Raw genomic sequence first — 12,603 nt, 5'->3', positions numbered from 1 at the left:
GATAAAAAATGAACTCAAAAACTAAACTTATTCATTGTGGCAGAGGCGATCAAGGCGCTGAAGTAAGATCAGTCAATCCTACACTTATGCGTGCATCAACCATACTTTTTAAACATCACGCAACTTGGCAAAAATACAGAGAATTAAGAAAAACAGATCGTGTTTTAAGTTATGGAGCTAGAGGAACAACAACTAATTTTGAACTTGAAAAACTTATTTGCACTCTAGAGGGTGGCTATAGAGCACAACTTTTCCCAACAGGACTTGCAGCATTAGCTATGGTGCTTTTAAACTATGCAAGCAAAGATGCACATTTTTTAATTACTGATGCAATTTATGGGCCTGTAAGAACGATTTGCGAATTATTTTTAAAAAAAATAGGTGTTGAAATTGATTTTTTAAAAGCTGATGCAAGTGATGTAGAAGAAAAAATCAAACCTAATACCAAGCTTATCTTATGTGAAAGTCCAGGTTCTATACTTTATGAAATCATAGATTTACCAAAACTTTGCAAAATTGCCCATGCGCATAATATCCCTGTAGCCATTGATAATACTTATTCTAGTGGATATTTTCTAAATCCTTTAGAACTTGGAGTGGATATTTCAGTTATCGCCGCTACAAAATATCTTAGCGGACACTCTGATGTAACCATGGGTATAGTAGTAATCAACGAAAAAGAATGGAAAAATTTTGACAAACTTCCAGAAGCTTTAGGCTTTACAACAAGTCCTGATGATGCTTACTTAGTACTTCGTGGTATGAGAACACTAGATGTGAGAATGAAAGCTCATGAAAAAAGTGCTGATGAAATTGTAGAGTTTTTACAAAACAGAAAAGAAATTAAAACAATTTTCTATCCAAAACTTAAATCCCACCTAAATCATGAAATTTTCATGCGTGATCATAAAGGTACAAATGGTATGATTACCATAGAATTTGCAGAAGGTTATAGCAAAGAGGATGCTATTAAATTTGTAGATAAACTAGAATACTTTTCAATTGGTGCTAGCTGGGGTGGATATGAAAGCTTAGCCACCGTAACTACTCCACCTAGAACTGCAACAAATTGGAATGCAAGAGGGCCATTTGTAAGATTTCATATAGGTCTTGAAGATACTAAAGATTTAATTGCTGATTTAACACAAGCTTTTGATAGTATTAAAAAATAAGGAGATAAGATGACAGGAATTAGCGTATTTGATCATAGATTACTAGCAGACTCATGGAGCACGCAGGAAATGCGTGCTATTTTTTGCGAACAAAACCGCATACAAAAATGGCTCGATGTTGAAGCAGCTTTAGCAAAAGCACAAGCAAAACTTAAAATTATCCCGAAAAAAGCAGCTGATGAGATCGCAAAAAAAGCTCATTATAAATTTATGGATATGGACTTTATCTTTGCTGAATTTAAAAAGACTAAACACCCTTTAGTTCCTACTGTAAGAGGATTAGAAAAAGCTTGCGATAATAATTTAGGAGAATATGTACATTTTGGAGTAACCACTCAAGATATCATCGATACAGGACTGGTTTTACAATTTAAAGAAGCAATGACTCTTATAAAAAGCGAATTAAAAGCTATCGCAAAAGCCCTAGCAAAACTAGCTAAAACCCATAAAAATACTGCTATGATGGGAAGAACTTTAGCACTTCAGGCTTTGCCTATTACTTTCGGACATAAAGTGGCTATTTGGTTAAGCGAACTTGAGCGTCATTTTGAAAGAATACTTGAGCTTGAAAAAAGACTTTATGTAGGCAGTATAGTAGGCGCTGTAGGAACTAAAGCAAGTTTAAGTGATGAGTGCAATGAGGTAGAAAAACTCACTTTAGAAAATTTAGGACTTGATGTGCCTAATATTTCTTGGCAGAGCGCACGTGATCGCTTTATAGAACTTGGTTTTGTACTAGGTAATATCAACGCAACCTTTAACAAAATCGCTCATGAAATTTTAATCCTTTCGCATAATGAAATTGATGAAGTTGCTGAACCTTTTGGCAAAGGACAAGTAGGATCAAGCACTATGCCACACAAAAGAAATCCTGCAGTAAGCGAAAATGCAGTTACAGTAAGCAATGCTTTTAAAGCAAATTTAGCCATTTTAAGTGATATTGAAAGACATGAACATGAAAGAGATGGTCAAGTTTGGAAAATGGAATGGAAGCTTTTACCTGAAATGTTTTTAATGCTTTCTGTGGTTTTAGCAAACATGAAATTCGCTCTTAGCGATTTAGAAGTAAAAAAAGATAAAATGCTTAAAAATTTAAATACTCTTAATGGTTTTGTTTTAGCCGAGCGTGTTATGTTTGCATTAAGCGATCATTATGGAAAACAACATGCCCATGAAATTATTTATGAAAATGCTATGCTAGGTATAGAAAAACAAAAAACTTTTAAAGAAGTTTTACTTGCAGATAAAAGAGTATCTAAGGTATTGAAGGAAAAAGAAATTGATGCTTTGCTTGATGCAACAACCTATGTAGGATATGCACCAAAACTTGTAGATGAATTTTTGGCAAAAATCAAAAATAGCGCTATCTTAAAATAGGAAAATCATGTTCTATAGTGAAATTTTAGTGGATTTTATTTTCAATCTTAAATATGAAAATATCCCTAATGTAGTTGTTCAAAGAGCTAAAGAGCTTATGCTTGATAGCCTTGGAACAGCTATAGCAGCAAGCAAAGAAGAATGTGTTTTAAATGCTTTTAAAGCTTTTGAAAATTTAAGCACAGAAAAAAATACTCCTATTTGGGTAAATGATCAAAAATTAGATCCTATATACGCAGCCATGCTAGATGGCATTGCTTCTCATGCGTTAGATTTTGACGATACGCATACAGAAGCGATTTTGCATGCAAGTGCGATTTTAACTCCACTTTGTTTAAGTTATGGATTTCATGTTAGTAAAGATGCAAAAAAAATCATCAAAGCTTTTATAATAGGCTGGGAAATTGCAGCTAGAGTAGGCATTGCGGGTAAAGGCACTTTTCATAAGCGTGGTTTTCATACCACTGCTATTGCAGGAATTTTTGGAAGTGTGAGTGCAAGTGCAATCTTACTGGATCTTAACAAAGAACAAATCATCAATGCTTTAGGACTTGCAGGAAGTTTTGCAAGTGGGGTTAATGAGTTTTTATCCAATGGATCTAATTCAAAAGTTTTACATATTGCCAATGCTATTAAAAACGGTATTATGGTAGCTCATTTTGCCAAAAACAATATGAGTGGACCTTTGAGTATTTTTGAAGGTAGAGACAATATCTTTAAATGTTTTGGTATAGAAGAAGAATGCGATAAAACAGAACTTAGCAAATCCTTAGGTGAAATTTGGCAAACCATGCAAGTTTCAATCAAGCCTTATCCAAGTTGTCATTTTGCTCATGGGCTTATTGATTGTGCTATTGCTTTAAAAAATGATGGTTTAAAAGCTGATGAAATTAAAAGTATTCATTGTTTTGTAGATGAAGTTCCTATTTCTTTTATCTGTGATCCTTTGGAAGCAAAATACACTCCAAATAGTGCTTATGAAGCTAAATTTTCCATGCCTTTTTTAATGGCTCTAGGATTCTTTGATGGTAAAATCACTCTTGAATCTTATGAAAATTTAAAGCGTGAAGAAGTACTAGAATTTGCTAAAAAAATCAGTTACGAAAAAAGGAAATCTCAAGGCTTTCCAAAATATTTTCCAGGGCATTTAGAAGCCAGTTTGCAAGATGGACACATAATCCAAAAAGATGTTTTTATCAATAAAGGTAATTTTGATAATCCGCTCAGTTTTGAAGAATTAAAAGCTAAATTTTTAGCCAATGCACAAATTTACCTTGATAATGCTAAAGCTAACAAAATTCTAGATCAAATCATCAATCTAGAAAATTTAAACCACTTTTCTTTTTAAATATTTATCCTTCTTTTTGCAAGAAGGATAATTTCATTACACTTTTTTATTATAATATTTATTATTAATTTAGGAATTACAATGACTTTAAACGAGTTAAAAGATGGACAAAAGGCTATTATTGTCAATTTAAACGCTCACAAAGAACTCAAAAATAGACTTTTAAGCTTTGGATTTATTAAAAATAAAAACTTGAAAAAAATTCACTCCTCTTTAAAAAATGCCACCATAATGGTAGAACTTGATACAAGTTGTGTTATCCTAAGATCTGATGAAGCTAAAACCATAGAAGTGAATCTTATATGAAAAAAATCAAAATAGCCCTTGTAGGTCAGCCTAATGTAGGCAAAAGTCTTCTTATTAATGCGCTTTGCAAAGCTAATATGAAAGTAGGAAATTTTAGCGGAGTTACTATAGAAAAAGCAAGTGCAAAAACTTTTTACAAAAACTATGAATTTGAAGTCATTGATTTGCCAGGAACTTATTCTTTAGATGGATATAGCGAAGAAGAAAAAATCACACGCCATTTTTTAAATCAAAATGACTATGATGTTGTTGTTAATGTTTTAGATGCTACCAATTTAGAACGCAATCTTATCCTTAGCGCAGAACTTTTAAGTCTTAATAAAAAAATGCTTTTAGCTTTAAATATGTGCGATGAAGCCAAAAAAGAAGGTATAGAGCTTGACACTTCTGTTTTAAGCCAAGAATTTCAAAGTCAAGTTGTTGAAATTTCAGCAAAAACAAAAGAAAATTTAGAACTTTTACTGCAAAAAATTATTATTTTATTTGAAAGTAAATTTATTCCAAGATCCCAATTTTACACTCCACTTTGCGAAAAAAGTCCAGAAAAAGAAGATTTATTATATTTTATTAATGAACTTTCAAAAAAAATTATCACACAAAAAAAAGAAGAAAGAAATTTAACCAAAAAAATCGATGCCTTACTTATCCATAAATTCTTTGGCTTACCTATATTTTTATTTTTAATGTGGCTTTTATTTCAACTCACCTTTAGCTTAGGACAAATTCCTATGGATTATATAGAATCAGGCTTTAATGCCTTAGGTGAATTTATTAAAAACAATATTTCTAATACCTTTATCGCTTCAGCTTTGGCTGATGGGATTATCGCAGGTGTTGGTGCTGTGATACTTTTTTTGCCTAATATAATGATTTTATTTTTAGGCATAGCTCTTTTAGAAACCACAGGCTATATGTCAAGAGTAGCTTTTTTACTTGATGGGATTTTACATAAATTTGGTTTGCATGGTAAAAGTTTTATTCCGCTAATCACTGGTTTTGGTTGTTCGGTACCTGCTTTTATGGCTACACGCACTCTTAAGAACAAAAGAGATAGGCTTTTAACTCTTTTTGTGATCAATTTTATGAGTTGTGGGGCAAGACTTCCTGTATATGTGCTTTTTATCGGTGCTTTTTTTCCAAGTGAAAAAGCAGGAAATTATCTTTTTGGAATTTATATTTTAGGTGCGATTTTAGGACTTTGTGCTGCAAAATTTTTAAGAATGACAGCATTTCGTGGACTTGATGAACCTTTTGTTATGGAAATGCCAAAATATCGTATGCCAAATTGGCATTTAGTTTGGTTTATGGTTTATAATAAAGCCAAAATGTATCTTAAAAAAGCAGGAACTTTCATACTTTTGGCCTCTTTGCTCATATGGTTTGCTAGCAATTTTCCAAAAAGTGAAGAAAATTTAAATGATTTTAATGCTCAAGAAAGAGCTATAGAACAAAGTTATTTAGGACAATTTGGCAAAGGCATAGAACCTATTTTTAAACCCCTTGAGTTAGATTGGAAATTAAGCGTATCTTTAATCAGTGGTTTGGCTGCTAAAGAAGTGATGATCTCAACTATGGGCGTGCTTTATTCACTAGGAAAAGATGTAGATGAAACAAATAATGATTTAAAAGGAATTATCGCTAAAAACATACCTATGCCAAGTGCAGTGGCTTTTATTTTATTTGTAATGATTTATAATCCCTGCTTTGCAGCAACTATAGTTTTTTCAAAAGAAAGTGGAAAGCTAAAATACACTCTCTTTCTCTTTCTTTTTACCTGCACAAGTGCTTATATAGTAGCTTTTATAGGACTTCATATCGCTAAAAAATTTTATTAAATTAACTTGCTTTTAATGATGAAATTTTAGTAATATTATCTTCAAAAGCTTTTAAAATGCTATAAGCAATACCTTCAAAATCAAGTCCGCCGCAAAGATAGATTAAAGTCATACGAAAAGATTTATTCACATCAAGCTTTGGTTTTTCAGCGTTCATATTTAACTTAAAATCATAAGGACTTGCATGTTTAAAAGCGTAATTTTTTGCCGCAATTAAAAAATCATTCTTATCTTTTAAAAATGCGCCTTTAACCAAAATAAAACTTATCTCAAGATATTTCCAAAAATCTTTTGAAGACATAGGATTTTCATCAAAATTTTGTTCTATAAAAGCATAGTTTTTTTCAAAGGATTTTTTATAATTTTCTACAAGCAAAGCGCCTAATTTATTTTTAGCTATATTTTGTAAAATAAGTTTTATATTGCTTTCAAATTCAAAATCTATTTGTTTTAAAATTTTAATTTGCTCTTCTATAAAAAACTCTTGTTTTAACTCTTCATTGCAAAGTTTAGCGTAAGAAAAAATATTTGCCATAGGCTTTTCATAATTTCCAAACTCATCCCAAAAATTTTTCTCACTACAGGCTATGCAACCATGTCCTGCAGCCACTGGCCAAGAAGTTTTAGCATTGAATTTCACTTTAGGGCAGTTATTGTAAGTATAAGGTCCTTTACAACCTATCTTAAATAAACAAGCTCCATTCTTTGCAGCTTCATCATCAAAATATTCAGCAAAAATCCCACTTTCAAATTTCGCCTTTCTTTCACACATATCATGCAAACATTTACCATAAGCCCACACAGGACGATTTTGCTCATCAAGTTCAGGCAAAACTCCAAATAAAGCAAAAAAACTTAAAGTCGTAATGATATTTACATCACTTGGAGGACAACCTGGGATATTTACTACTTTTTGACTTAAGACTTCACTAATACCACAGGTTTTACTAGGATTTGGATAGGCAGCTTGAATACCACCATAACTTGAACAAGTACCCACTGCAAAAATAGCCTTGGCTTTAGCGGCTAGTTTTTCTAAAATTTCATAGCCACTCTCTCCTTGTGCTCCTATAGTAAGAAAAAAGGTATCAATCGCTGCAACACCACCTTCAACCGCTAAAATAAAATCTTCTTCTAAAACATGCTCTAAAAGCTCTTCGGCTTTAGTGCCATTTGCTGCCATTAAAGTTTCATGATATTCTAAAGAAAAAAAATCAAAAATAAGCTCATCAAAACTTGGCAACTCAGAACGCAACAAACTCTCACTACACCCTGTACATTCACAAAGATGAAGCCATACTAACTTTGTTTTAGGTGCGATTTGAAAAAATCTTTGAGCAAGAGCTGGAATTTCATTGCCTAAAGATAAATGCCTAGCAAGAATTTTTACACTTTCTTCATTGATAACCTTATCCTCTTTTAAAGTAGAATTCTCAAGTTTTTTAATGCGATCTTCAAGTATATTTTTTAATTCTTCATTGCTAAGCTTTGCCATTTTTTATCCTTTTTGATTATCCCAACAAAGAACAGTTTGCCCTTCTTCATTTTTTTCAACATCACCCATACCCATGATGTTATATCCTGCATCAACATAATGTATTTCACCTGTAACACCATTTGCCAAATCGCTAAGTAAATACATAGCCGAATTTCCTACATCTTCTATACTAACATTGCGTTTTAAAGGAGAATTGATTTCATTATATTTTAAAATCATTCTAAAATCCCCTATTCCACTTGCTGCTAAAGTTTTAATAGGACCTGCTGAAATAGCATTAACACGAATTCCTTTTACCCCTAAATCTCTTGCTAAATAACGCACAGAACTTTCAAGTGCAGCTTTTGCTACACCCATAACATTATAATGAGGTACATATTTAACCCCACCAAGATAACTTAAAGTCAAAATCGAACCCTTATCTTTTAAAATAGGTAAAAGCGCACGTGTTAAAGAAAGTAAAGAATACACAGAAGTTTGCATAGCTATATCAAAAGCTTCTTTTGAAGTTTCTAAAAAAGAATTTTCTAAAGCTTCTTTTGGAGCAAAAGCAACCGCATGCACCACAAAATCAATCTCATCTAAATCTTTTTTGATTTTTTCAGCAATAGAATCTAAATGCTCGTTATTATTTACATCAAGCTCATAAACAAAATTAGAATTAAACTCTTGTGCTATAGGTTCTACGCGTTTTTTTAAAGCATCATTTAAAAAAGTAAAAGCAAGCTGGGCTCCTTGATCAAAACATGCTTTTGCTATGCCATAAGCAATAGATTTATTATTTGCAACCCCTACAATAAGGCCTTTTTTACCCTTCATAATCATCTTTTATCCTTTGATTAATTTTATAAAATTTTCTACTTTTAAAGCTGCAGAGCCTATCAAAACTCCGCTACAATGATTTACACTTAAAATTTCTTTGATATTATTTTCATTCACACTTCCACCATAAAGCAAAGGTACCTTGGTTAAACTCGCTAAAAATTCAAGCACTTTAGCGATATCTGTACTTTGTGCACTCACTCCCGTTCCTATAGAATAAATAGGTTCATAAGCAATAATGAGTTTTTCATAATTTAAATCAATCATTTCAAGTTGTTTTTTTAAAAACTCTAAAGTCTTGCCTGAATTTTTTGTATCTAAATTTTCACCTATACAAAAAACAATTTTATAACCATGCTCTTTAGCAAAATCAAATTTAGCCTTAATAAATTCTTCATCTCCTAAAGCTCTTCTTTCGGAATGCCCGATTAAAACACATTTGATCCCAAATTCGTCCAAATGCTCTTTTCCAAGCTCACCTGTAAAAGCACCATTAACACAAGGATAAAAATTTTGGGCTCCTTGTATGAAGTTATTTTCATTTTCTAAAAATGCTACACTAGGTGGGAAAACGATAATATCATCACATTTTGCTCCCATAGTTTTATTTAAAATTTCAGCATAAATTTTAAAGCTTGCTCTTGTGTGATTGCATTTTAAATTTGCAGCAAAGATCATTCATTTTCCTTAGATCTTAAAGCTTTTACACCTGGAAGTTCTTTACCTTCTATAAGTTCAAGAGAAGCGCCACCTCCAGTGGAAATAAAAGTCATCTCATCTGCATCACCTGCGCGCGCAACCACATCAGCCGTATCACCGCCTCCAACAACAGAAGTTGCATGTCCTTCGCTGATATAATGACTCATTTTAATGCTACCTTTTGAAAATTTATCAATTTCAAAAACACCCATAGGTCCATTCCACCAAATCGTTTGCGCATCAGAAATCACCTCTTTAAAAAGTCTCACACTTGCAGGTCCTATATCTAAACCCATCCAACCATTTGGAATTTCTTGTACTGGAACAAATTTCATCGGCGCATCTTGTGAGCACGCAGGAGCGGCTACAACATCTACTGGAAGATAAATTTTCACTCCTAAATTTTTACCCTTGGTAAGAATTTTATTAGCTTCTTCTAAAAGCTCTTCTTCTAAAAGTGAATTTCCTATATCATAACCTAAAGCTTTTAAAAAAGTAAATGCCATACCTCCGCCTATGATTAATTTATCTACCTTTGGTAATAAATTTGTCAATGCTTGAAGTTTTCCACTTACCTTTGAACCTCCAACAACAGCGACAAAAGGACGTGCTGGATGTTTGATAAGATTGCTTGCAAAATCAATTTCTTTTTGGAGTAAAAATCCTGCACCTTTGTGTTTTTCATCAAAAAATTTAGTAATAGCCTCCACGCTAGAATGTGCTCTATGGCATACTCCAAAAGCATCATTGATATAAACTTGAACCATAGAAGCAAGTTCTTTGGCTAAATTTTCATCATTTTTAGTTTCGCCTTTTTCAAAACGCAAATTTTCAAGAAGTAAAATTTCACCCGCTTTTAAATTCATAGCTTTGGTTTTTGCATCTTCGCCGATAACATCTTTTGCCATAATAATTTCTTTATCTAAAAGTCTAGCAAGACGCTTAGCAACAGGTTCTAAAGAATATTTAGAGCTAATTTCTTTTGGACGCCCTAAATGAGAGGCTAAAATCACACTACAACCATTATCCAAACAATATCTTATCGTAGGAATAGCTGATCTTATGCGTCTATCATCGGTGATATTTAAAAAATCATCTTGAGGAACATTAAAATCACATCTTATAAAAACTTTTTTCTTAGCTAAATCAATATCTTTTATAGAAATAATATCACTCATGATTAAGCCTTATTTGCAATATATACTGCCATATCTACTAGACGACTTGAATAACCCCATTCATTATCATACCAAGCAATCACCTTGATAAAATCATCCGCAATCACTTGAGTTAAATCACTTGCCACAATTGCTCCATAAGAACAAGTGATAAAATCACTTGAAACTCTTTCATCATCATCTACCATTAAAATGCCTTTTAAATTTGTAGTTGCAGCTTTTCTAAAAGCTTCATTGATTTCATCTTTGCTAACTTTACGGCTTAGTTGTGCAGTTAAATCCACGCTTGATACATCAATCACTGGCACACGCATACTTTGTCCATGAAGTTTGCCATTAAGTTCAGGCATAACAAGTTTCATAGCTTTTGCTGCACCTGTAGAGGTTGGAATGATATTTTGTGCTGCAGCACGAGAACGGCGTTTATCTTTAGCTTTAGCATCAATAATACTTTGTCCATTTGTATAAGCATGTATTGTTGTCATAAGTCCTTTTTCGATACCAAAATTATCTTGTAAAACACGACAAACAGGACCTAAGCAATTTGTTGTACAACTTGCATTAGAAATAATGCTTTCACCCTTGTAAAGTTCTGAATTTACTCCTAAAACATAAGTAGGAGTATCATCTTTTGCAGGAGCACTCATGATCACTTTTTGTACTCCCATATCTATAAATTCTTGACATTTTGCCATAGTTAAATGCGCCCCTGTGCATTCTAAAACAATTTGTGCCCCGTATTTTGCAAAGTCAAGATCTTTTACATTGCGACTTTTAAATACTTTGATTTTTTTACCATTTACCACTAAATCATCGCCTTCACTATTAACACTGCCTTTAAATTCACCATGTACTGTATCGTATTTAAAAAGGTATTTTGTAAGTTCAATATCCGTAGTATCATTTATCGCCACAAGCTCAATATCATTTCTTTCTAAGATGATTCTTGCAACACATCTGCCTATGCGTCCAAAACCATTTATAGCAACTTTTACAGCCATTTAATTTCCTTTTGCAAAATATAATGTTAATATTCTACAAAAAAAAGGTTAAAATTTTAATGAAGATAGCACTTTTTGGTGGCAGTTTTGATCCGCCGCATAATGGTCATAATAGCGTTGTTTTAGAGGCTTTGGAAAAATTAGATATTGATAAGCTTATTATTATGCCTACTTATATCAATCCTTTTAAACAAAACTTTAGTGCTGATGAAAAGCAAAGATTCTTATGGGTTAAAAAACTTTGGGGGCATTTTCCAAAAGTTGAAATTTGTGATTTTGAAACCAAGCAAAAACGCCCTGTTCCTAGCATAGAAAGTGTTAAGTATCTTTATAAGCTTTATAATCCTAGTAAATTTTATCTTTTAATTGGTGCTGATCATTTAGAAAAACTTCATCTTTGGCATGATTTTGAAAAACTTAATTCTTTGGTAGAATTTGTTATTGCTAATCGCAATGATATAGAAATTCCTAAGAATTTCAAAGATTTAAAAACCGATAAAAAAATCGCTTCTTCTTTCATACGCAATACTTTAAATACAAATGAAGTTTGTGAAGAAATTAAAGATGAAGTAAAAAAATATTATGAAAAATTACAAAAAAATTGATACAATTTCAAAAATTAAAGGAAAAGAATGCAAGAAAGAATAGATTTAATCGTTAAAATTTTAGATGAAAAAAAAGCTGAAGATATCAAAACCATTGACATGAGTGAGCAAGAATACTTTGTAAAATATGTCATTATCGCAGCTACTTTAGGAGAAAGACACGCTCTATCTTTGATCGATGAGCTTAAAACACAACTTAAAACCAAAGGTGAGGAATTTTTAAACATAGATAGTAGTGAAGAATGGAGCGTGATTGATCTTGGTGATATTTTAATCCATCTTTTAACACCAGAACACAGAGGAATTTATAATATAGAAGAATTATTAGAAAATCTTAAAAAAGGTAGGGTTTAAAAAGGCTAAATTTAATTAGCCTTTTAATTTTTAGAGATTATCAATATATTCTTTAATTTCTTTTTTGATTTTCTCTTTTTGTTCTTTTAAAGCTTCTTTTTTAGCTTTATACTCAGCCTTACTCATATAATCTTTTTGTTCTTTTAAAGCATCAAGTTCTTTTTCGATTTTTTCCACTTCTTGTTCTTTAAGTTTTTTAGCTTCTAACTTTTTATCATAAAACATAGGATCTTTAGCACAATCATTTTGTACTTGTTTTAAAGCAAGCTCCAAGCTTAAAGTTCTAGCTGTATCATTATGCGCTTTAGAAAAACTGATTTCTTTATTAATACGATCAATTTTTTTATCGCATTCACTTACACCAAAAGCAAAGGCACATAGCGTAAGTAGAATAAGTATTTTTTTCAT

At 31.9% G+C, this 12,603-nt stretch carries 13 protein-coding genes; 7 read left to right on the top strand and 6 right to left on the bottom strand.

All coding sequences use genetic code 11. From position 1 onward, the window contains the following. Nucleotides 1-8: 8 nt before the first annotated feature. The 5 genes from AJ885_RS06815 (at nt 9) to feoB (ending at nt 6,038) form a co-directional block, all read left to right on the top strand. Complete coding sequence (locus AJ885_RS06815) at nt 9-1,172, top strand: trans-sulfuration enzyme family protein (RefSeq protein WP_070280956.1); 1,164 nt, start codon at nt 9-11, stop codon at nt 1,170-1,172. A gap of 9 nt (nt 1,173-1,181) precedes the next feature. Further along, a complete protein-coding gene (purB, locus tag AJ885_RS06810) occupies nt 1,182-2,549 on the top strand; it encodes an adenylosuccinate lyase (RefSeq protein WP_002862063.1) in 1,368 nt (455 codons plus the stop codon). 7 nt (nt 2,550-2,556) lie between these two features. Further along, nucleotides 2,557-3,897: an MmgE/PrpD family protein gene (locus AJ885_RS06805; RefSeq protein WP_070280954.1), complete on the top strand. Its 1,341-nt coding sequence runs from the start codon at nt 2,557-2,559 to the stop codon at nt 3,895-3,897. A gap of 81 nt (nt 3,898-3,978) precedes the next feature. After that, nucleotides 3,979-4,203 carry a ferrous iron transport protein A gene (locus AJ885_RS06800; protein WP_002779147.1) on the top strand — a complete coding sequence of 75 codons (225 nt, stop codon included), beginning with the start codon at nt 3,979-3,981 and terminating at the stop codon, nt 4,201-4,203. After that, nucleotides 4,200-6,038: a ferrous iron transport protein B gene (feoB, locus tag AJ885_RS06795; RefSeq protein WP_070280951.1), complete on the top strand. Its 1,839-nt coding sequence runs from the start codon at nt 4,200-4,202 to the stop codon at nt 6,036-6,038. The genes AJ885_RS06800 and feoB overlap by 4 nt, the downstream gene beginning before the upstream one ends. Nucleotide 6,039: 1 nt before the next feature. Here feoB and AJ885_RS06790 read toward each other — a convergent pair whose 3' ends face one another. The 5 genes from AJ885_RS06790 to gap are packed head-to-tail and all read right to left on the bottom strand — an operon-like array spanning nt 6,040 to nt 11,236. Next, nucleotides 6,040-7,533: a hydrogenase small subunit gene (locus AJ885_RS06790; protein ID WP_070280950.1), complete on the bottom strand. Its 1,494-nt coding sequence runs from the start codon at nt 7,531-7,533 to the stop codon at nt 6,040-6,042. 3 nt (nt 7,534-7,536) lie between these two features. Then, on the bottom strand, nt 7,537-8,361 hold the full coding sequence (gene fabI / locus AJ885_RS06785) for an enoyl-ACP reductase FabI (RefSeq protein WP_070280948.1): 825 nt from the start codon (nt 8,359-8,361) through the stop codon (nt 7,537-7,539). A gap of 3 nt (nt 8,362-8,364) precedes the next feature. After that, nucleotides 8,365-9,036: a triose-phosphate isomerase gene (locus AJ885_RS06780; RefSeq protein WP_070280947.1), complete on the bottom strand. Its 672-nt coding sequence runs from the start codon at nt 9,034-9,036 to the stop codon at nt 8,365-8,367. Further along, a complete protein-coding gene (locus AJ885_RS06775) occupies nt 9,033-10,235 on the bottom strand; it encodes a phosphoglycerate kinase (protein ID WP_002866688.1) in 1,203 nt (400 codons plus the stop codon). Before AJ885_RS06775 ends, AJ885_RS06780 begins: the two co-directional genes overlap by 4 nt. Nucleotides 10,236-10,237: 2 nt before the next feature. Then, nucleotides 10,238-11,236, bottom strand: a complete 999-nt coding sequence (gap, locus tag AJ885_RS06770) for a type I glyceraldehyde-3-phosphate dehydrogenase (RefSeq protein ID WP_002862070.1) — start codon at nt 11,234-11,236, stop codon at nt 10,238-10,240. A gap of 59 nt (nt 11,237-11,295) precedes the next feature. Here gap and nadD point away from each other — a divergent pair, with 59 nt between their 5' ends. Together nadD and rsfS are read left to right on the top strand one after the other, a co-directional pair. Further along, a complete protein-coding gene (gene nadD / locus AJ885_RS10680; protein WP_070209812.1) occupies nt 11,296-11,841 on the top strand; it encodes a nicotinate (nicotinamide) nucleotide adenylyltransferase in 546 nt (181 codons plus the stop codon). Nucleotides 11,842-11,868: 27 nt separating this feature from the next. Next, nucleotides 11,869-12,195: a ribosome silencing factor gene (gene rsfS / locus AJ885_RS10675; protein ID WP_052804812.1), complete on the top strand. Its 327-nt coding sequence runs from the start codon at nt 11,869-11,871 to the stop codon at nt 12,193-12,195. 30 nt (nt 12,196-12,225) lie between these two features. Here rsfS and AJ885_RS06755 read toward each other — a convergent pair whose 3' ends face one another. Beyond that, nucleotides 12,226-12,603: a DUF1090 family protein gene (locus tag AJ885_RS06755; protein ID WP_070239527.1), complete on the bottom strand. Its 378-nt coding sequence runs from the start codon at nt 12,601-12,603 to the stop codon at nt 12,226-12,228.

This window comes from Campylobacter sp. BCW_6464, assembly GCF_001762775.1.
Taxonomy (GTDB): Bacteria; Campylobacterota; Campylobacteria; order Campylobacterales; family Campylobacteraceae; genus Campylobacter_D; species Campylobacter_D jejuni.
The sequence above is the reverse complement of the archived record's forward strand: the minus strand, read 5'-3'. Positions and strand labels throughout refer to the sequence as shown.

What these genes read in the sequence shown, in the direction of transcription:
- AJ885_RS06805 (WP_070280954.1), top strand. Translation starts at nt 2,557, where the DNA reads ATGTTCTATAGTGAAATTTTAGTGGATTTTATTTTCAATCTTAAATAT.
- AJ885_RS06800 (WP_002779147.1), top strand. Translation starts at nt 3,979, where the DNA reads ATGACTTTAAACGAGTTAAAAGATGGACAAAAGGCTATTATTGTCAAT.
- gap (WP_002862070.1), bottom strand. Translation starts at nt 11,236, where the DNA reads ATGGCTGTAAAAGTTGCTATAAATGGTTTTGGACGCATAGGCAGATGT.
- AJ885_RS06780 (WP_070280947.1), bottom strand. Translation starts at nt 9,036, where the DNA reads ATGATCTTTGCTGCAAATTTAAAATGCAATCACACAAGAGCAAGCTTT.
- rsfS (WP_052804812.1), top strand. Translation starts at nt 11,869, where the DNA reads ATGCAAGAAAGAATAGATTTAATCGTTAAAATTTTAGATGAAAAAAAA.
- AJ885_RS06775 (WP_002866688.1), bottom strand. Translation starts at nt 10,235, where the DNA reads ATGAGTGATATTATTTCTATAAAAGATATTGATTTAGCTAAGAAAAAA.
- nadD (WP_070209812.1), top strand. Translation starts at nt 11,296, where the DNA reads ATGAAGATAGCACTTTTTGGTGGCAGTTTTGATCCGCCGCATAATGGT.
- AJ885_RS06755 (WP_070239527.1), bottom strand. Translation starts at nt 12,603, where the DNA reads ATGAAAAAAATACTTATTCTACTTACGCTATGTGCCTTTGCTTTTGGT.
- feoB (WP_070280951.1), top strand. Translation starts at nt 4,200, where the DNA reads ATGAAAAAAATCAAAATAGCCCTTGTAGGTCAGCCTAATGTAGGCAAA.
- AJ885_RS06815 (WP_070280956.1), top strand. Translation starts at nt 9, where the DNA reads ATGAACTCAAAAACTAAACTTATTCATTGTGGCAGAGGCGATCAAGGC.
- AJ885_RS06790 (WP_070280950.1), bottom strand. Translation starts at nt 7,533, where the DNA reads ATGGCAAAGCTTAGCAATGAAGAATTAAAAAATATACTTGAAGATCGC.
- purB (WP_002862063.1), top strand. Translation starts at nt 1,182, where the DNA reads ATGACAGGAATTAGCGTATTTGATCATAGATTACTAGCAGACTCATGG.
- fabI (WP_070280948.1), bottom strand. Translation starts at nt 8,361, where the DNA reads ATGATTATGAAGGGTAAAAAAGGCCTTATTGTAGGGGTTGCAAATAAT.